The 18408-nt window shown below is 70.6% G+C and carries 16 protein-coding genes; 8 read left to right on the plus strand and 8 right to left on the minus strand.

Annotation, left to right across the window (positions count from 1 at the left end; all coding sequences use genetic code 11):
• Nucleotides 1–16 precede the first annotated feature (16 nt).
• From ACIOC0_RS01400 to ACIOC0_RS01425, 6 genes are all read left to right on the plus strand, one after another.
• Nucleotides 17–991 carry a carbohydrate ABC transporter permease gene (locus tag ACIOC0_RS01400; protein ID WP_402150885.1) on the plus strand — a complete coding sequence of 325 codons (975 nt, stop codon included), beginning with the start codon at nucleotides 17–19 and terminating at the stop codon, nucleotides 989–991.
• On the plus strand, nucleotides 988–1812 hold the full coding sequence (locus tag ACIOC0_RS01405; protein WP_402150888.1) for a carbohydrate ABC transporter permease: 825 nt from the start codon (nucleotides 988–990) through the stop codon (nucleotides 1810–1812). Before ACIOC0_RS01400 ends, ACIOC0_RS01405 begins: the two co-directional genes overlap by 4 nt.
• A 45-nt stretch (nucleotides 1813–1857) precedes the next feature.
• Nucleotides 1858–3651, plus strand: coding sequence for an amylo-alpha-1,6-glucosidase (locus tag ACIOC0_RS01410; RefSeq protein ID WP_402150890.1), 1794 nt, complete (start codon nucleotides 1858–1860; stop codon nucleotides 3649–3651).
• A gap of 148 nt (nucleotides 3652–3799) precedes the next feature.
• Nucleotides 3800–4438 carry a hypothetical protein gene (locus ACIOC0_RS01415; RefSeq protein WP_402150893.1) on the plus strand — a complete coding sequence of 213 codons (639 nt, stop codon included), beginning with the start codon at nucleotides 3800–3802 and terminating at the stop codon, nucleotides 4436–4438.
• 180 nt (nucleotides 4439–4618) lie between these two features.
• The gene (locus tag ACIOC0_RS01420; RefSeq protein WP_402150896.1) at nucleotides 4619–5713 is read left to right on the plus strand and encodes a GNAT family N-acetyltransferase; all 1095 of its coding nucleotides are present in this window, start codon (nucleotides 4619–4621) and stop codon (nucleotides 5711–5713) included.
• A 174-nt stretch (nucleotides 5714–5887) separates the two neighbouring features.
• Complete coding sequence (locus ACIOC0_RS01425; protein ID WP_352246899.1) at nucleotides 5888–6580, plus strand: glycoside hydrolase family 11 protein; 693 nt, start codon at nucleotides 5888–5890, stop codon at nucleotides 6578–6580.
• A 55-nt stretch (nucleotides 6581–6635) separates the two neighbouring features.
• On the opposite strand, the gene ACIOC0_RS01430 is transcribed toward ACIOC0_RS01425, so the two are convergent.
• A complete protein-coding gene (locus tag ACIOC0_RS01430; RefSeq protein WP_402150898.1) occupies nucleotides 6636–6908 on the minus strand; it encodes a helix-turn-helix domain-containing protein in 273 nt (90 codons plus the stop codon).
• Between the two features lie 296 nt (nucleotides 6909–7204).
• On the opposite strand from ACIOC0_RS01430, the gene ACIOC0_RS01435 reads away from it, so the two are divergent.
• Entirely contained in the window at nucleotides 7205–7987 is a 783-nt protein-coding gene (locus tag ACIOC0_RS01435; protein WP_402150901.1) for a class I SAM-dependent methyltransferase, read from the plus strand.
• Nucleotides 7988–8351: 364 nt separating this feature from the next.
• Here ACIOC0_RS01435 and gcvH read toward each other — a convergent pair whose 3' ends face one another.
• The 3 genes from gcvH to ACIOC0_RS01450 all read right to left on the minus strand — a co-directional run bounded on the left by gcvH (nucleotide 8352) and on the right by ACIOC0_RS01450 (nucleotide 11061).
• Nucleotides 8352–8732, minus strand: a complete 381-nt coding sequence (gene gcvH / locus ACIOC0_RS01440) for a glycine cleavage system protein GcvH (RefSeq protein ID WP_402150903.1) — start codon at nucleotides 8730–8732, stop codon at nucleotides 8352–8354.
• Between the two features lie 169 nt (nucleotides 8733–8901).
• Entirely contained in the window at nucleotides 8902–9657 is a 756-nt protein-coding gene (locus ACIOC0_RS01445) for an ASCH domain-containing protein (protein WP_402150906.1), read from the minus strand.
• A gap of 372 nt (nucleotides 9658–10029) precedes the next feature.
• Nucleotides 10030–11061, minus strand: coding sequence for a saccharopine dehydrogenase family protein (locus ACIOC0_RS01450; RefSeq protein WP_402150909.1), 1032 nt, complete (start codon nucleotides 11059–11061; stop codon nucleotides 10030–10032).
• A gap of 102 nt (nucleotides 11062–11163) precedes the next feature.
• On the opposite strand from ACIOC0_RS01450, the gene ACIOC0_RS01455 reads away from it, so the two are divergent.
• On the plus strand, nucleotides 11164–12126 hold the full coding sequence (locus tag ACIOC0_RS01455) for a helix-turn-helix domain-containing protein (RefSeq protein ID WP_402150912.1): 963 nt from the start codon (nucleotides 11164–11166) through the stop codon (nucleotides 12124–12126).
• 82 nt (nucleotides 12127–12208) lie between these two features.
• Here the strand turns inward: ACIOC0_RS01455 and ACIOC0_RS01460 are convergent, their stop codons facing one another.
• The 4 genes from ACIOC0_RS01460 to ACIOC0_RS01475 all read right to left on the minus strand — a co-directional run bounded on the left by ACIOC0_RS01460 (nucleotide 12209) and on the right by ACIOC0_RS01475 (nucleotide 17955).
• Entirely contained in the window at nucleotides 12209–13360 is a 1152-nt protein-coding gene (locus tag ACIOC0_RS01460; protein WP_402150915.1) for an ARPP-2 domain-containing protein, read from the minus strand.
• Nucleotides 13357–14796, minus strand: a complete 1440-nt coding sequence (locus ACIOC0_RS01465) for a hypothetical protein (protein WP_402150917.1) — start codon at nucleotides 14794–14796, stop codon at nucleotides 13357–13359. The genes ACIOC0_RS01460 and ACIOC0_RS01465 overlap by 4 nt, the downstream gene beginning before the upstream one ends.
• Before the next feature lie 268 nt (nucleotides 14797–15064).
• Nucleotides 15065–16282: a metallophosphoesterase gene (locus ACIOC0_RS01470; RefSeq protein ID WP_402150920.1), complete on the minus strand. Its 1218-nt coding sequence runs from the start codon at nucleotides 16280–16282 to the stop codon at nucleotides 15065–15067.
• 203 nt (nucleotides 16283–16485) lie between these two features.
• Nucleotides 16486–17955: a non-reducing end alpha-L-arabinofuranosidase family hydrolase gene (locus tag ACIOC0_RS01475; protein ID WP_402150923.1), complete on the minus strand. Its 1470-nt coding sequence runs from the start codon at nucleotides 17953–17955 to the stop codon at nucleotides 16486–16488.
• Nucleotides 17956–18408: the final 453 nt, after the last annotated feature.

Consider the following 18408-nt stretch of genomic DNA (forward strand, 5'->3'; position numbering starts at 1 on the left):
GGATCGCGGCCCCAGGATGAACCACACGACACAGCTGCCGCGACGACGGCCCGCACACCACCCCACCGGGGCGGCCACCGCCGCCCCGACCCGGGCACTGACGCGACGCCCAGCCTCCCCGCAGTGGACCGCCTGGGCCTTCCTCACCCCGGTGACCCTCTACCTTGCCTGCTTCTACGCCTGGCCGCTCTACCGCAACCTCGACCTCAGCCTGCGCGACTACACCGTCCGCTCCTTCGTCCAGGGCGACGCGCCCTTCACCGGGCTGGACAACTACCGCAAGGTCCTCGCCGACCCGACCTTCGCGCCGGCCCTGCTGCACACCGTCGTCTTCACCGCCGTATGTCTGGTCTTCCAGTACGCCATCGGACTGGCCCTCGCCGTCTTCTTCCACCAGCACTTCCGGCTCTCCGCCACCCTGCGCGCCCTGTTCCTGGTGCCCTGGCTGCTGCCGCTGATCGTGTCGGCCTCCACCTGGTCGTGGATGCTCAACAGCGACTCCGGCATCGTCAACGCCGCCCTGCACGCCGTGGGCGTCGGCCCGGTCGACTGGCTCACCTCGCCGTCCTGGTCGCTGACCTCGGTGATCGTCGCGAACATCTGGATCGGCGTCCCCTTCAACCTGGTCGTGCTCCACAGCGGCCTGCAGTCCGTCCCCGCGGCGCTGCACGAGGCCGCGGCCCTCGACGGGGCGAACGCGTGGCAGCGCTTCTGGCGCATCACCTTCCCGCTGCTGCGCCCGGTCTCGGCGATCACCCTGTTGCTCGGACTTGTCTACACGCTCAAGGTCTTCGACATCATCTGGATCATGACCAAGGGCGGCCCCGCGGACGCGTCCACCACCTTCGCCACCTGGTCCTACCGGCTCGGCTTCGGCAACCTCCTGCCCGCCTTCGGCCCGGGCGCGGCCGTCGGGAACCTGCTCGTCGTCGCCGCCCTCGTCTTCGGGCTGATCCACCTCCGTATCCAGCGAAAGCAGGCGCTGTCATGAACCGGGGCTCCGGCCGCACGGGAGGGAAGACCGCCGTCGGCCTGCTGCTGACCGGGATCATGCTCTTCCCGGTCTACTGGATGATCAACGTCTCCTTCACCCGCGACCAGGACATGCGCAAGAGCCCGCCCGACCTGCTGCCCCTGCACGGCACCCTGGCCGGCTACCGCACCGTCCTCGACGAGCAACTGCCCTACCTCGCCACCAGCCTCGTCGTCGCCCTCGGCACCGTCGCGCTGACCGTGGCCCTCGCCGCACCCGCGGGCTACGCCCTGGCAAAACTGCGCCCACGCGGCGGCGGTCTGCTCGGCTTCCTCCTGCTGGCCGCGCAGATGATCCCCGGCATCATCATGGCGATGGGCTTCTACGCCGTCTACCTCCAGCTCGGCCTGCTCCAGTCCGTCCCCGGCCTCATCGTCGCCGACTCCACCCTGGCCGTCCCGTTCGCGGTCCTGATCTTCACCGCGTTCATGTCCGGCATCCCCGGCGAACTGCTCCAGGCCGCGCAGCTGGACGGAGCGAAAGCCGGGCGCGTCTTCTGGTCCGTCGTCCTGCCGATGAGCCGCAACGCCGTCGTCACGGTCTCGCTCTTCGCCTTCCTGTGGTCCTGGTCCGACTTCGTCTTCGCCAACACCCTCGTCAACGGCGGCGCCCACGAGCCGATCACGCTCGGCGTCTACCACTACATCGGCAACAACAACCAGGAGTGGAACGCCATCATGGCCACCGCCGTCGTCGCCTCACTGCCCGCCGCGGTGATCCTCGTCCTCGCCCAGCGCTACGTGGCCGCCGGAGTGACCACCGGCGCCGTCAAGGACTGAGCCGCCCACCGTGCCCCGCCCCCGCTCGAGAAACGAGTCAGCGCCATGACCGCCGCCCCGTCCGGCCCGGCCTTCTCCGTCCACGACATCCCTTTCAGCACACACGGCTCCTGGTTCGGCATCTCGCCCGTGCTGGCGGAGAAGACCCGCGCCGAGGACCTCCACCTCGTCTCGCACCAGAACGGCATGCACGCCGCTCTGCGCCTCGCCCCCCTCGACCCGGCCACCGCAGGGCGGGCGCACACCGATGTGCGGGCGACCCCGAGCCTGCTCACCTGGACCGGTGCGGGCGGCCGCATCGACCTCGCCTACGCCTCGCCCGACACCGTGCGCGTGCGCGGCGAAGGGCTCGGGCTGCGCGTCACCGCGGCGGCGCGGACCCTCACCCCCTTCAGCGGGACCTACTTCTTCCGGGACCCGGTCGACGGCGCCCACACGTTCACCTCCTACGAGACCGGCCGCCGCTACCGGATCACCGTGCTGTCCGGCACGGTCGCCGAGGTGTCCGGCTCCCAGGCGCTCGGCGCCGGCGACCGCGGTCTCACGGTCACCGCCGAGTCGGGCGCCCCGTGGGAGATCGCGGTCGAGGAACTGGACAGCGCGCGACCGCCCCACCGCCCCTCGGCGACGTTCGCCGAGATCACGGAGACCGCCCGGCGGTCGTTCGCCGAGTTCGCCGACACGGTCGCCCCCTGGCGCTCGGCCGACACCCCGGCAGCCGAACTCGCCGCCTACGTGGTGTGGTCCGCGACGGTGGCCCCGGCGGGACTGGTCACCCGGCCCGCCGTACTGATGTCCAAGCACTGGATGGACAAGGTCTGGAGCTGGGACCACTGCTTCAACGCCCTGGCCCTGGCCCCCGGTTGTCCCGAGCTCGCCTGGGACCAGTTCGCCCTGCCCTTCGACCACCAGGACGAGACGGGGGCGCTGCCCGACTCCGTCACCCACTCCGAGGTCCTGTACAACTTCGTCAAACCGCCCATCCACGGCTGGGCCCTGCGCGGCCTGCGCGACCGGCTCCCCGCGCCCCTCGGCCCGGCCGAACTGACCGAGGCGTACGGCAGGCTGGCGCGCTGGACCGACTTCTGGCTCACCGCGCGGCGCGCACCCTCCGCCGCCCTCCCGCACTACCAGCACGGCAACGACAGCGGCTGGGACAACGCCACCACCTTCGACCCCGCCCGCGTGGCCGTCACCGCCGACCTCGCCGCCGTGTTGATCCTCCAGCTCGACGAACTGTCGCGCACGGCGGCGGAGTTGGGCTTCCACGATGAAGCCGGGCGTCGTGCCGGGACGGCCGACGCCCTCCAGGCCGCCCTGCTGGAGGAGTTGTGGGACGGCGAACGGTTCACCAGCCGCCCGGCCCACGGCGGACCCCCCTCCTGCAGCGCCGGCCTGCTCGACCTGATGCCCGTCGTGCTCGGCGACCGCCTCCCCCCAGAGGTGCGCGACCGGCTGGCCGAGCGGATCGAAACCCATCTCACCGAGTTCGGCCTGGCGACCGAACAACCGGGCTCCCCTCACTACGAGTCCGACGGCTACTGGCGCGGCCCCATCTGGGCGCCGGCCACCGTCCTCGTCGAGGACGGCCTGCGCCGCGCCGGCCACGAACGCCTCGCCGACGACATCAGCGCCCGCTTCCGCGCCCTGTGCGAAGCCTCCGGCTTCGCCGAGAACTTCGACGCCCTGACCGGCCAGGGCCTCCGCGACCGCGCCTACACCTGGACCGCGAGCAGCTACCTCCTGCTGGCCCGCGACCACTGCCGGCGCCGAGAGGCCCGTGCGGGGGGAGCGGACGGCGCCGGGAACCGCGACGAGGTGACGAACACCGGGAGGTGAGGCGGACGCCTGCACACCCTCCGTCCCGAGCGGATCCGGACGGCCGGGAGACTCACCCGTACAGGTGAGCCATCGAGCGGACGTTCGCGCGGGGAAGTTTTTCCGTTCAGGAACGCCGACCGGACATCTCACGGACGATGGTCACGTCATGAGCCCGCACGCATGCCTCCTCACCCGGCCGAGCCGCCCGCTGCCCAGCGGAGCGGCCCGGACGCGAGTGCTGGGGGCCGCTTCCTTCGCGGCGCTGGCGACACCCCTGGCAGCCGCCGGACACCACCTGGCGTTCGCGGGCACGGCCCCCGTCGCAGGACACCTCGCCGTGGCGCTCGTGCTCTTCGTGGGCCGTCTGCTGCGCCCGCCCAGGGAACGGTCCCTCGCCGCGGATCTCGGAGCCATGCTCCTCGCGCAGGCGTCCGCCTGCTGCTGGCTGGCGTGTCTCAGCGATCCCACCCCCGCGGCCGCCGCGCTGCACGGGGAGATGGGAGCGGCCCTCTACCTGGTGATGACGCTGGTGACCACCGGCGCCCTGCGCGCCGCCGTGCCCTCCGGGCCGCCGCTGTCCGTCATGATGCAGGAAGCGCTGAGAGCCTTCGCCCACCGGCTCTGCGCCCTGGCGTCCGCACGGACCCCGGCGCCCGGCGTCCGGAGCGGCCCGCTCACCGGCGCCGGCGGCGACCGCCACGACACGCCCGTTCCCGAGGTGCTGCCGACCGGTGCGGCGGCACGTCGGGGTCCTCCCCCGAAGCACAGCGCGTCCGCACCACCCGGGCAGGTCACCGAGCGCTGACCGCGCCCGTCCCGCCGCAAGCGACTCCGCACACCGCCGAGCCCCTCGGCGTCTGCCGGCGTTCCCCCGTGCTCGCCGGGGCACCCTCCGCGCCCGCACAGCCGCCCTCGGCGGCGGCCGCCCGCGCACCTCACCCGGCGAAGCCGCACCACTCGCTCTGCCGCCGAACCAGGAGCCCACATGTCCACACCCCGCCTCCCGCGCATCCACGTCGTGCACCCCGACGACCTGACACCAGGGGACCTCGAACTGTGGGGCGAACTGAGCACCGCCACCGCGGACGCGGTGAACCCCTTCATGAGCGCACAGTTCACCCGGGCCATGGGCCAGGTCCGGCCCGACACACGGGTGGCCGTCCTGCACCGCAGAAGAGAACGGCTGGGCTACTTCCCCTACCAGCGCAGCAGATGGGGCCACGGCCGTGCGGTCGGTCTGGGCGTCTCCGACTGCCAGGGCGCCGTGCTGCACCCCGACGCCCAGCTCGATCCGCTGCACCTCATGCGCGCCTGCTCCCTGAACGCGTGGGAGTTCAACCACCTCGAGAGCGGTCAGGACCTCTTCCTGCCTTACGCGACCGGCCAGTTCGCCTCACCGGTCGTCGACCTCACGCACGGCTTCGCACGGTACGAGGACCATCTGCGCACGCACTCACGCCGCTTCGTCAAGACGGCACGTGCTCAGGAACGCCGGATGAGCCGCCAACTCGGGCCGCTGCGCTTCGTCCACGACGAACGCAACCCCGAGGCCCTGCGCGTACTCCTGACCTGGAAGTCCGCCCACTACCGGCGCACGGGCCGCCGCGACCCCTTCGCCCAGCCCTGGATCACCGAGCTCGTCGACCGACTCGCCCACACCACCTCACCGCACTGCTCCGGCATCCTCTCCGTGCTGTACGCGGCCGACAGACCGGTCGCCGCGCATTTCGGCCTGCGCTCGCAGACCGTCTTCTCCTGCTGGTTCCCCTCCTACGACCGCAGCCTGGCCACCTACTCGCCCGGCCGCGTCCTCTACCTCCGCATGATCGAAGCCGCCGCCGCGTCCGGCATCCGCCTGTTCGACTTCGGACGAGGCGACGCCGCCTACAAGAACTCCTTCAAGACCGGGGACCTCCTCGTCCACGAGGGAGCCCTGCGCACCACCGGGCCCGGCGGCACCCTGCACTGGCTCCGCAGCGAACCGACGAGGGCCGCACACCGGCTCGTGCGGGACCACCCGTCCTTGAAGCGGGCGGCGGTGCGCACACTCAGGGCCGTCGGCGCCGTACGGAGTCGCTGAGCCGGTTCGAAACATTCGGTCCTCGCGTCGAAAGTGTTGACAGTCCATCAGGCCGGTCCAACACTGACGACGGCGACAGACCCCCCACCGACCGCCGGATCGGGGCAGCCGCGGCTGGATCCACGAGCAACTCCGTCGGTCCGCGCCCTCCGTCGGCTTTCACGAGGAGCAGATATGCACAACGGTGACATACCGCCTCTTGGGCTGGGCCGCAGGCGATTCATCGGCGGCGCGGGAGCCGCCGCGCTCGCCGTCACGTCGGGACTGATCCTGCCCGGCACGGCCCGCGCGGACACGACCATCACCACCAACCGGACGGGCTTCGACAACGGCTACTACTACTCGTTCTGGACCGACGGCGGCGGCGCGGTCTCCATGACGCTGTCGTCCGGGGGCGCCTACCGGACCTCGTGGACCAACTGCGGCAACTTCGTCTGCGGCAAGGGCTGGAGCAACGGCGGACGCAGGACGGTCCGCTACTCGGGCGGCTTCTCCCCGTCCGGCAACGGTTACCTCGCCCTCTACGGCTGGACGTCGAACCCGCTGGTCGAGTACTACATCGTCGACAACTGGGGCTCCTACCGGCCCACCGGCACCTACCGGGGCACCGTCACCAGCGACGGCGGCACGTACGACATCTACCGCACGACGCGCTACAACGCCCCCTCGGTGGAGGGGGTCCGCACGTTCGACCAGTACTGGAGCGTCCGCCAGTCGAGGAGGACGGGCGGAAGCATCACCACCGGCAACCACTTCGACGCCTGGGCCAGGGCCGGGATGCCTCTCGGCAGCTTCCGGTACTACATGATCCTCGCCACCGAGGGCTACCGGAGCAGCGGCAACTCCACGCTCACCGTGACCGGCTGACTCGTGCGAGAGGGCGTGAGCGCCTGGCGGGCGTACGACGTGACCGCTCAGGCGCTCACGACCGATCCGGTGAGCTGCCGGTGAGGAGAGCGGCTCCGAGGCGTGTGACGGTGTGCAGGACGGTGTTGGCCCGACGTGCGCTGCCGATCAGTCCGGTGTTGCGCAAGGCCGTGGTGTGGTGGGTGGCGGTGCCCGGCGAGACCCCGGCACGCTGAGCGGCCTCCGTCGTGGTGGCTCCGGTGGCGGTGGCTTGGAGGATGCTCGCGCGGGTGCGGCCGAGAAGGGCCTCCAGCGGCTGCCCTTCGCTGACACGAGTACGACTAGGCATCGCCGCGAGTACCGCCCACGGGCGGGATCGGGGCGATCGGCCGGGACGGCACGAGGACGGGATCCTCCTGCCGTCCAGGAAGCCGACCGCGGGCCACCGCGCCCGCCGCGATCGAACGGCGACCGCGCGAGCGTGGTTCGTGCCGGGTGGGGTCCGCCGGTACGGCCTTGTTGATCATCTGCGACGGGTGGCAGGGTGGGTCGTGCCGGCCGGCTCGGGTGCGTTGCGTGGCCGGAGCGGCCGTTCCACGACGGTCGTCGGACCCCTGCCCGCGAGCCCTTGCGAGGAGCCCCGCCATGACCAGCACGTTCCGTCCGGACTTCGGGCTCACCGCACAGGACTACGGCCGCCACCGTGCCGGCTTCCCCCCGCAGATCGTCACGCACCTGTACCGGCACGGCATCGCCTTCCCCGGCAAGGACGTCCTCGACCTGGGGACCGGCACCGGAGCCCTCGCCCGGCTGTTCGCGCAGGCCGGGGCACGGGTGACGGGCGTGGACCCGGCGGGACCGCTGCTCGATCAGGCCCGGGCGCTCGACAGGGAAGCCGGGGTGGAGACCGATTACCGGGTGGGCACGGCGGAATCGACGGGCCTGCCGGACGGCTCGTACGACGTGGTGGCGGCCGGCCAGTGCTGGCACTGGTTCGACGCCCCGAAGGCCACCGCCGAGATACGGCGGCTGTTGCGCCCGGGCGGCCGGGCGGTCATCGCCCACTTCGACTGGCTGCCGCTGCCGGGCAACGTGGTCGAGGCGACCGAGGAACTGATCCTCTCCTTCAACCCGGCCTGGACCATGGGCGGCGGCACGGGCCTGTACCCCCGCTGGCTGACCGACCTGGCCACCGCGGGCTTCACCGGCATCGAGACGTTCTCCTTCGACCTGACCGTGCCCTATCCGCCCGAGGCATGGCGGGGCCGGATCCGGGCCAGTGCCGGTGTCGGCGCCAGCATGCCGCCCCACGAGGTGGAACGCTTCGACGACGCCCTCGGCCGCGTGCTGCACGACCGCTTCCCCGGCGAGGTGATCCAGGTCCCGCACCGCACCTGGGCCGTCGTCGCCACGAAGGGCGACGACTGACGCCCTCTGGCCGGTGACTGGGCGCAGGGACCGGCCAGTTGTCGGTCGTCACCCGGACCGGCTTCGGTAGCCCGGCGCTGTCCCGAGCGGCGCGGTCCCCTGGAGCCAGGCGTGCGGTCCGCTCCACGTCATGGCCGGTCCCGCCGCCTTTCGTGACGCGGGAGTTGACCGTCCGCATCTACTCCCGGTCGGTGTGTCACATGGGTGGTGCGGGGTCGCGTTGGAGGTCAGGACGTCACCACGGCCCGCCACGGGGTGAAGACGCCGACCTCCGGCTTCCCGCACCGGTCAGGGGGACGACGGGCTGCGCCTGGGGCGGTCGGCGCTGAGAGGCGCCGGCCGCCGGACGCGGACACCGCGGGGGTCACTCCCCGCCGACGAGCCGCTGGTACGCCTTGGCGTCGAGCAGGTTGTCGAAGGGGCTCGAGGCGGCCTTGATCTTGTAGAGCCACATCCCGTACGGGTCGCTGTTGACCTCCTCGGGATTGTCCACGGCGTCCTCGTTGACCGCGACGATCTCCCCGCCGACCGGGCTGAACAGGTCGGAAGCCGCCTTGACCGACTCCACCGTGCCGACGGGGTCCCCCGCCTCGACCACTTTGCCGACGGAGGGCAGATCGAAGAAGACGATGTCGCCGAGAGTCTTCTGGGCGTGATCGGTGATGCCGACGGTGACGGTCCCGCCCTCGGTGCGGACCCACTCGTGTTCGTCGGTGTACTTGAGATCGCTGGGCACGTGGGACATCTCAGCTCCATCAGCCGTGGGGGTACGCGGTGCGAAGCGGCCGCCGTGTCGACGACCGACAGAGACAGCCTTGCGCCGTTGCCCCGCAAAGGCATGTATTTCGAGCCGCAGGTTCCACCGCCCGGGTGACGCCCGCCGCAGTCGGCCTCATGACCTTCCACGGACGGATTCAGGCAGCGCCCGTCGGGTCGTTGATCTGGAAGGTGACGACGTCGACCTCGTCGGTTCCCGCGAGATCCGGATAGTGGCCCTTGAGGACCTCCCGGAGTTCGGCTGCGGTCGTCAGGCCCTCGGCTTGAGCGTCCTGGTCGGTGAGGCCGCTGACCGGGCAGTGCCTGATGTCGGTCACCTCTGCCGACAGGACGACTTCGGGGTCGCTCTCGAACACCAGCCGTGCCGGCCCGAGCCGCGCCGGGTCACGGAAGCGGGTGGTCCTGGTCTTGGCGCCGGAGCGGACGACGTCGAGGTAGCGGGGGTTGAACCGAATGATCGGGGGACCTGCCGTCTCGGGGTCCTGGTGGAGCGACGGGTCGAGACCGTTCATGCCCGCCTCCGGGGTCCATCGCTGGACCAGCGGCATCAGGTCGGCGGCGAGAACGGACCTGAGCCCCTCAGGCGTGGGCACGATGACGCGCATGGTGGGGTAGTAGTCCACGAACACCTGCCGATCGCGCCCGCACGGGCCGATGACCCCGCGCCCGTGGTTTCCCACAGCGACGATGCAGCGCATCTGGCGGGCGCCCTGGGCTCGCGCGGCTCCCAGAGCCACGAGTTCGGCGCAGGGTCCGCCGGTGAAGTGGTAGAGGTTCACGCCGACGAACATCCGGTAGTCGGCGGCCATGACCGCGGCGCCCATCGTGTGGATCCCGTCTTCGTTCGGCCCGGCGTCGGTCTGCGCGTCTATGGTGCGGCGTGCCAGTTCCACGAGCTCACGCTCGTCATCATCGAGAGACCGTGCAGATGACGGGACGTACACCTTCTCAACCTTTCCTTCCGTCAGCAGTCGCCCAAGAGCATTCCACGCCGTGCAGGTGGGCTCCACAGGGTTTCGGCTCACCCTGACCGGGCCCCTGTCGTGATCGCTACACCGTGGCAGCCCCCGTCGGCAGGGGCGCAAGACCGTCCGGCGTGACCTTGTGGAACAGGCTCGACCCTTCGGGCATGCCACTGCCCCATCCCATCGACGGCGCGCTCGCGGCCCTCTGCCACGCGGCGATGTACGGCTGACCGGTCGAATGACCGGCCCCGCCGTGTGGTTCAGCAGGCGATGAACGGCTGGGTCAGGTGCGGGGGCACACTAGGGAGCCGGCTTCAAGGCGATGTGCGGGGACAGCGCGCGGAGGAAGTCGGTCGCGTCGAACATCTCGCCGGCGGAGGCGACGCCGACGGTCCTCGTCCGGCCCGTGAGGACGCGGTCGACCGCTTCGACCGCGAGGGGTGCGGTGACGGCATAGATGTCCTGGCCGACGGCCACGGCGCGCCGTTCGGTGCCGCCCAGGCGTACGACGACGTCGACGAGGAAGGTCTGCGCGGACCGCCCGTGTTCGTCGACCGCGGTGGGAGTCGGCGTGTCCGGTGCCGTCACGCCCCTGGCCGCTTCGGTCGTCATGTAGGTGCGCACTTCGGGGATGGGCAGATGGCTCGGGACGGTGACGACGTCGGCCATCGTGAACTCGCCGATGACGTCTCGGGGCCCCAGCGGGGCGGGGAAAGGCCACTGCAGGGTGGGCAGGTCGTCGTTGTGGTACTCCAGCCGCCCCTTCGTGAAACGGACACGGCGGCCGTTGCGCCGCTCGACGGAGACCTTGCCTGCCGCGCGCGTCCCGTCCGTGGGGGCCCAGCCGTTCAGCCCGTACGCGATGTGGGCCTCGTCCGCCTCGGTCCAGTCGCCCATCGTCGCGGTGGCCAGCAGATCGCCGAGACCGCCGTAGAAGGCCATCGCGGGGACGATCGCCGTCCCCGCCTCGCGGGCACGGTCCGCGAACTGCGCGAACGTGTCGGCGTTGGCCTCGATCTCTGCCGCCACATCGACGTACGGGATCCCGGCACGCAGGGCCGCCTCGATCACCGGTGCGGCCGTCGTGGCGAAGGGACCCGCACAGTTGATGACGGCTGCCGCACCCGCCAGCGCGCGGTCGAGGGACGCCGGATCGTCGACCGAAGCAGGGCGGACCTGGACCCCGGGGTACTCGCCCGCCAGCCCCTTCAGCTTGTGGGCGTCGCGGCCGGACAGCACCGGGACGAACCCGCGCTCCCGCAGATGTGCCACCACGAACCGTCCGGTGTGCCCGTACGCGCCGTACACCGTCACCGTCTGCCCCGCCGCCATGACGTCTCCCCTGTGCTCGAACCGATCCACTGCGACGATCTTGGCGGGTTCGAAGACGCAACCGTGAGTGTCTGGAACGACATGCCCCATACAATTCCGGACATGAAGACTGTCGCGCTGGCCGTCACCGACGGGATGCTGCACTTCGAACTGTCCGTGGCGCACGAAGTCTTCGGCTCCGCCCCGGCCGGAGTCACCGTCCCCTGGTACGACGTCTCCGTCTGCGGGCCGGGCACGGTGCGGTTCGGCCGGTTCCGGCTGGAGCCCGACCACGGCCTCGACCGGCTCCGGGGCGCCGACACCGTGATCGTCCCCGGCTGGGCCGACGTCGACGTGGCCCCGCCCGTCGAACTGGTCGAGGCGGTGCGCACGGCCCACGACACGGGCGCCCGCGTGGTCTCCCTGTGCACGGGTGCGTTCGTGCTGGCCGCCGCGGGTCTGCTGAACGGCAGGCGCGCCACCACCCATTGGGCGCATACCGACGTCCTGGCCGCCCGCCACCCCGACGTGGAGGTCGACCCGGACGTCCTCTACGTGGACAACGGCAGAGTGCTCACCTCAGCGGGCAAGGCCGCCGCACTCGACCTGTGCCTGCACCTCGTCCGCCTCGACCACGGCTCGTCGATCGCCAACGCCGTCGCCCGCCGCCTCGTCGTACCACCGCACCGGGCCGGCGGCCAGGCCCAGTTCGTCACCGCCCCGGTGCCCACCCAGGGCGACCACCCGCTCGCCGCCCTGTTCCCCTGGATCATCGAACGGCTCGACCAGCCGCTGACCGTGGAGGACCTGGCCCGCCACGTACGGATGAGCTCACGCCACCTGGGCCGCCACTTCCAGGCGGCGACCGGCACCACACCTCTGCAATGGCTGCTGACCCAACGCATCCGTCACGCCCAGGAACTGCTGGAGAAGACCGACGAGAGCATCGACGCCATCGCCGCGGCCACCGGCATGGGCACGGCCACGACCCTGCGCCGGCACTTCAACCGCACCCTCGGCGTGCCCCCGGACACCTACCGCCGCACCTTCCGCTCCCGGACCGCCCCTTCCCCCGGTGCGAAGTAGTGACATCGAATGCCGGGCACTGTTGCCGCACGGGATCGCCTGGGCGGCAACAGCGCTACGCAGCCACCCACTTGAGGACTCATCAGCGCAACCGGGTTCGCTCCTGCTTGCGGTACGCGTCCAGGACGTCCTGGCGGAGCAGGAAGCCGAAGCCCGCGGACTCCAGCCGCAGGCCCAGTTGAGCCTCGTCGATACTCAAGTCGGCCGCGGTGTCCGCCAGATGCCAGTCCTTGGCCGCCAGTCGGCTGAGAAGGTGGCCGCGTCGGACCTGGTTCTCCGACAGTCGGAACGTCTTGAGGTAGGCGATCCTGCCCCTGTCGTCGGTGATGGCCTCACCGATGTGGTTCTCCTGCTTGGGACGGAACGTAGGCAGGAAGCGGGAGAGGGTGAAGCGTCCCATCCGGTGGACCGTCTGCCAGGTGTACGTGTGCTCCAGCAGGCCGGTGGCCATGGTCGTGTCGTGAAAACGCGACCAGGCGCGTTCCTGGTCGGCGACTGCCGTGCGCAGGTGGGCCAGGGAGCGGATCCGCGCGTCGGGGATGCGCGCCCGGAACTCCTGCACCGGCGGCATCAGCGTGGCGTAGTGGTGGATCAGTTCGCCGTACAGATCCTGCAGGAGGGTCGGGTGGAGCGCGCGGTAGTCGTCGGGATGCGGGACCGCGAACACGGCCGCGAGTGCGTCGGCGACGTAGAGCATCACGCCGCACTGGCCGGGATGGATCTCGAAGACGCGCAGTGCGTCGCCGAGTCCACGTACGTCGGCGCCCACGTACGCTTCTTCGACGCGAGGGGAGAGACCTTGGCGGATCGCCCGCTGCGACCACTCCTCCCAGGCGACCGAGGGGCCGCCGAAGTGCAGTGCCAGGTAACCTTCCAGCGCCAGGTGCACGGGGAGGAACCGCAGCCGGTCCTTGGCCTGGCGACGGGCCATTCTGCGGTGGAAACGCAGGCGCATCATGGCAGCGGGAGCCGCGTTGCCGCCGGCGGACATCTGGGTGCCATAAGCGGCTGCCGGCGTGCCGTCATCGGTCCACGTGGCGACGAATCCGTGCGGGATGTAGGAGACGTAGGCATGGCGTGGGCCGACCTGGACCAGACCTGCCACGTCGCCGTAGAGTTCCGGGCGCAGACGGAGATCGTGGAGAGGTTCGTCGCGTACGAGCGGCACCACGCGGACGGCGCCCCAGACCTGGGAGGGGCGGGTTTCCAGTCCGGTCAGGTCCAGCGTGGTCATCGCGCCTGCTCGTGGTCGTGGCCGCTCAGCATGCGGGCAGCACGGGTGTCCATGTAAGTGATCAGTTCGGCCAGACCGGTCCGGCCTTCCGTGAACTGGGCGAGTTCCACAAGAGCGGGAAGGTCCTCGGCGTCACGGATGCCCGCGGTGGGCACCGTCGCGGAGAGTCGGCGCACGTCGAAGTCGGCCGCGTCGTGGACGGGGTTGACGTGCACGACGCTGGTGCGACGCTCGGGGTCGAGCCGGGTCCGCCAGATGCGCAGCACTTCGGCCGCCAGGCCGGGGGGTGCGTTGTCCCATCCGTCGGAGACGATCACCAGCCTGGACGGGGCGGTGTCCAGCGCGTCGAGGATCCGCCGCCCCAGCGGCGTCGGCCCGTACGGATGGGTCAGCAGGGCGTCGGTCCGCCCCGATGTCCACAGCGCGGTGTAGTCGGTGGCAAGGGCTGCGAGCAGGTAGTGGCAGGCAAGGGCCACGGCCAGCGGTCGACGACGCTTGTGGGCCGAGCCGGAGGCGGAGAAGCTGTCGTCGAGGACGGCGGTGACCTTGCCCCAGCTGCCCCTGTGTGAGCCGGCCACCTGACCCGCGGCCGACTCCAGGGCGTGGGTCAGCTCATGGCGTCGGCGCAGGCGGTCTTCGACCGGCAGCGACAGCACATAGGCGGCCAGCCTGGTCAGGGGCATCCGGGTCAGGTCCGCTCGTACATCTGTGGCCCCGCGCTGGTGCGCGGACTCCTGCAGCCGCAGCGTCTCCAGTCGGGTCATGCGGGGAGCTATGCGCTGCAGGAAGACATCCCGGGGGATGCCGTGCTGGGCGGCGAAGCCCTCGGCGGCCGTGAAGGGCAGTTCGTACAGCGCGGCCTTTTCGTAGTGTGCGCGGCGCCATGTCTCCAGGAGGGGTGTCGCATAGCGCGTGCGGGTCAGCGGCGCGAAGACGAACGGTCCCAACTCCTCAGCGACGGGGGCCAGGTGTGCGTGGCGAAGCGCCCGCTTGAGCCCGCTGCGGTACTTCACGGCATCGAACGCCAGGTCCGGACGGGCGGACAGCCAGTCACGCATGATCGCGCGGGTGCGGCGATTGTTCACCCTGGCCCGGCGCAGTGCGTCGAACAGCCGGTACACGCGTTGCGGCGGCAGCATCGCCAGACGGGCCGCGATCAGACGGCCCTCGCTGCGACGCTGGCCGGCGGCGGCCTCGTGGGCGGTCTCCAGCAGACGCAGGATGATGAGGCCCGCGTTGTGGTCGTTGATGTCGAGGGCAAGGACTCCGGCGTAGAGGTCACGGTAGTTGCCCAGCATGTACGCGTGGAGAAAGTCCAAGGACAGCCGCTGCTCGTCCGCGTCACTGTGGAACTCACGCTGCCCGGTGGAGGTGATCGCCGCGTTGACGAAGAGCAGCACGTCCTCAGCCGCGACGAGGTCCCCGTACGAAGCCATCCGAATCTTCCTCACGCCTGCGGTGCCGGCCGGGGAATGGGGGCACGAGCTGCGAATCATTGCTTCATAGGCAGGTTCCGGAAGTCGCACCGGAGTCCCGCGGCCGGCGACAGGACCGTAACAGAGCGGGTGACAAGGCCTCCACTGACTTCCGTCACTGCTGGGCCCCTTGCTCGACGACGGCTCGCTCGGCCGCCTCCAGCCGTCATGTCCGGTTGTGGGCCGCGCCGGACCGCTCCGTGGCCGGAGAGGGGTGGCACACCTGGTGCTACGGCGAGGTGGGCAGGTGCGTGCGGAGCACGAGCAGGGTGATCTCGCTGGGGGCGAAGACGCGGAACGGCGGGCCCCAGAAGCCGGTGCCGCGGCTGGTGTAGAGGAGGGTGCGGGTGCCGTGTCGGCTCAGGCCCGCGACGACGGGCTGGTCGATGCGGACCAGGTGGTGGAAAGGCCAGATCTGGCCGCCGTGGGTGTGACCGGAGAGTTGGAGGTCGACGCCGGCGGCTGCCGCCCGGTCGACGAACTTGGGCTGGTGCGCCAGGAGCAGGACGGGCAGGCCGGGGTCGACGCCGTGCAAGGCTCCGGCGAGGTGGGCACGGTGGCCTGCCACGCCGGAGGTCTCGGCGGTGACGTCGTCCACGCCGGCGACCACGAGGGTGTCGCCTCCGCGTTCCAGCAGCAGATGGCGGTTGCGCAGCGGCTCCCAGCCCAGCTCGTCCATCAGGTCGACCCAGCCCTGGGCCTCGCTGTAGTACTCGTGGTTGCCGGTGACGTAGACCCGGGCCCGGGTCGCCCGCACGGTGCCGAGTGGGGCGGCCTGGTCGCGGCGGCGTTCGGCCGTCCCGTCCGCGATGTCGCCGGTGTGGCAGACCAGGTCGGCTTCCAGGGTGTTCACCGTCTCGCACACCCGTGCCGACCAGCGGGCGCGGTCGAGTGGGCCGTAGTGGGTGTCGGTGATGAGGACGACGCGGAGGCCGTCCAACCCGGGACCCAGCCGCGGGAGTCGCACGTCGAGCCGGCGCACGCGGGGCACGCGGCGGGCCTCGGCGTACCCCCATGCCAGCAGTACGGCGGTCACGCCGAGGACGGCCCAGGTGACGATCCGGGCCCGGTCCTGGCTTTCGCCGACGCCGGTCACGGTCAGGGCGAGCCTCAGGAGGACGCCGAGCAGGACGGACCAGGTGAACAGAACCCAACTGGCGCCCAGGAGGGTGTCACCGGTGATCGCCGCCCGGTCCTGCCGGCGCCGGCCGTGGCCGCGCGCCATCGCGAGCGGCATACCGATGAGGCCCAGGGCGAACAGGGCGGTGCCGGTCAGAGTGACGGGGAGCGGCCAGTGCTGGCCGCTGTGGAGGAGCACCCAGCAGGGCACGGCCCACAGCAGGACGGGGGCGATCAGGGGGATGTAGCGCATCAGGCGGTGCAGTCGGCTCTTCCGCAGCGCTTGCGCCTCACCCTCGCCGGGCCGGGTGCTGCTGGTGTCGGTCACGCTTGCCCTCCCTGACGAGGCTGCCGTCCCGCGCACTGTATCCGGTCGCCCTGGGCCCGGCCGGACCGGCGTTCATGGGCGGCCCCGGCACCGGCGAGCGTGACCGGACGGCCCCGGCACCGGCGAGCGTGACCGGGCGGGCCCGGCCTTCGGCCGAGCCCGCCACGCCGGCTCCGTACCGGAGCCGGACTCGTGCCACGCGGTCAGCGCTGCCGTGTCAGCAGACCCGGGCGGTAGGGAAGGAGGCCGTAGTCGCCGCCGGAGTTGGGGCTGCGGCCCTGGTAGAGCAACTGCAGATTGCAGGGGTCGACGGTCATGGTCTGGTCGGGGCCGGTGCGGATCAGTGCGCCGTGGCTGATGTCGTTGGTCCAGGTGGCGCCGCTGTTGGCCTTGCCGGCGAAGGGGTTGCTCTCGGTCGCGGCCTGGGGTGTCCATGAGCCGTTCAGACTGGTGGCCGTGAACGAGCGGAAGTAACGGTGGCCCTGCGCGCCGATCGCCTCGACGATCATGAGGTAGCGGTTCTGGCCCTGCAGCTTGTAGACCTGCGGGGCTTCGAACAGGTTGTTCGTCGAATCGCTCATGACCACTGTCGAGGTCGAGCCGAAGCTGCCGGGGAAGTTCCCGATCGGCATACTGGCCCGGTAGATCTTGCCGTTGTCACCGGCGAAGAACAGGTACATGTTCGTCCCGTCGCCGATGAGCGTCTGGTCGATGGGTCCTGTTCCGGAGTCGGAGATGCCTCCGGAGAAGAGCACCTGCTGGGCCGACCAGCCATTGGGGTTGGTGGGGTCGCTCGAGGTCCGGTAGGAGAAGGCGGTCCCGCCCCACTGGTAGGCAAGCACCCAGATGTTCTTCGGTGCGAAGTAGAAGAGCGTAGGCGCGACGGTGGAAGCCGACATCGTGTTCTGGCCGGCGGAGGCCATCTCCGACCAGTTGGTGAACAAGCCGAAGTTCATCGAACCCCAACGCGTCCCCGTGTCGTGCGTCGTCGCGTACACGAGTTGCCTGCCGTTGTAGGGGACGACGGTGAAGTCCTTGAGTGAGACCCACCCCGGCTTGGGCTGTGCCAGCGCGCCCGTCGACGTCCAGCGGTATGTCGACGGAAGGTCGCACGGGCCGGGGATGTCGGCGCCGACCTTGACGAGCTGCCACTGCTGGTTGGCGCCGCCCCAGTCGTCGTACTGGACGATGTTCGCGTTGTCGGCGGTGGAGGCGCCTTGTACTTCGAGGGCTTTGCTGCTGTGGCGCGAGATGAGCCGCACGTAGCCGTCCGAGCTGTCGGAGAGCCGCCACTGCTGGTTGGTGCCGTTCAGGTCGGCCCACTGGACGATCGGGCCCCCGTTCGCGGTGGACCTGTTCTGGACGTCCAGGACCTTGCCCGAGTGGCGGGACACGATGCGGTAGTAGCCGCCCCCGGAATCGACGAACCGCCACTGCTGCTGGTTCTGGTCGTTCCTGGTCCACTGAGTGATGCGGGCGCCGTCGCCGGTCGCCATGTTGTACACATCCAGGGCCTTGCCGCTGTTGCGGTTGACCAGCACATACGAGGCGTTGGGGTCTACGGTCGCCGCGGCGGCAGGCTGGGCGCCGAGAAAGGTGGATACGAGCAGCAAAGGCGCGAGGACGGCGAGTAATCGCCTCATGCGGACCGGGGGTGGGTGGCGAAACCACATAAGAGGGCCTCCTTTGTGGGGGGCGGGGGTGAGGTGTCCCCGATGAACCGCGGAGCGGACGTTCCGGGAAGAGGAGGGGGGATCTCGAAACATTCGAGAAACTCCCGGAAGCTTTGACGCCACAAGCTAGGAATGTTGGGCCCTCTGGTCAAGGTCTGTCACCGATCTGTCCACAAACAGCGCCTCCTTTCGGGTCGGGCAAGCTGTCGAACCGGCCGACAACGCGGCCCCGGCCCGGCGGCATCCGTCGACGGCGGCGCCGTGGGTCGCCGCTCGGCCTGCCGGGATCCCGGAAGTTTCGGTCGAGGGATCGAAATTTCTTCTGCGGTGAGTATTGACGATGCATCGTCAATGCCTCAATCATCCCTGGCTGAGAGGCCGCTCATGGTTCGCGACGTCGAACCGATTCAGTGCTGCAGAGCAGACCCAGGCACAGCTGCACGACAGATCCGC

Origin of the sequence: Streptomyces sp. NPDC088254, from assembly GCF_044740925.1 — a bacterium.
Classification (GTDB): Bacteria; Actinomycetota; Actinomycetes; order Streptomycetales; family Streptomycetaceae; genus Streptomyces.

Excerpts from the sequence above, each read along its gene's own strand:
- ACIOC0_RS01455 (WP_402150912.1), top strand. The coding sequence starts at position 11,164 with ATGAAGACTGTCGCGCTGGCCGTCACCGACGGGATGCTGCACTTCGAA.
- ACIOC0_RS01460 (WP_402150915.1), bottom strand. The coding sequence starts at position 13,360 with ATGACCACGCTGGACCTGACCGGACTGGAAACCCGCCCCTCCCAGGTC.
- gcvH (WP_402150903.1), bottom strand. The coding sequence starts at position 8,732 with ATGTCCCACGTGCCCAGCGATCTCAAGTACACCGACGAACACGAGTGG.
- ACIOC0_RS01405 (WP_402150888.1), top strand. The coding sequence starts at position 988 with ATGAACCGGGGCTCCGGCCGCACGGGAGGGAAGACCGCCGTCGGCCTG.
- ACIOC0_RS01410 (WP_402150890.1), top strand. The coding sequence starts at position 1,858 with ATGACCGCCGCCCCGTCCGGCCCGGCCTTCTCCGTCCACGACATCCCT.
- ACIOC0_RS01450 (WP_402150909.1), bottom strand. The coding sequence starts at position 11,061 with ATGGCGGCGGGGCAGACGGTGACGGTGTACGGCGCGTACGGGCACACC.
- ACIOC0_RS01465 (WP_402150917.1), bottom strand. The coding sequence starts at position 14,796 with ATGGCTTCGTACGGGGACCTCGTCGCGGCTGAGGACGTGCTGCTCTTC.
- ACIOC0_RS01425 (WP_352246899.1), top strand. The coding sequence starts at position 5,888 with ATGCACAACGGTGACATACCGCCTCTTGGGCTGGGCCGCAGGCGATTC.
- ACIOC0_RS01435 (WP_402150901.1), top strand. The coding sequence starts at position 7,205 with ATGACCAGCACGTTCCGTCCGGACTTCGGGCTCACCGCACAGGACTAC.
- ACIOC0_RS01415 (WP_402150893.1), top strand. The coding sequence starts at position 3,800 with ATGAGCCCGCACGCATGCCTCCTCACCCGGCCGAGCCGCCCGCTGCCC.
- ACIOC0_RS01420 (WP_402150896.1), top strand. The coding sequence starts at position 4,619 with ATGTCCACACCCCGCCTCCCGCGCATCCACGTCGTGCACCCCGACGAC.
- ACIOC0_RS01430 (WP_402150898.1), bottom strand. The coding sequence starts at position 6,908 with ATGCCTAGTCGTACTCGTGTCAGCGAAGGGCAGCCGCTGGAGGCCCTT.
- ACIOC0_RS01475 (WP_402150923.1), bottom strand. The coding sequence starts at position 17,955 with ATGTGGTTTCGCCACCCACCCCCGGTCCGCATGAGGCGATTACTCGCC.
- ACIOC0_RS01400 (WP_402150885.1), top strand. The coding sequence starts at position 17 with ATGAACCACACGACACAGCTGCCGCGACGACGGCCCGCACACCACCCC.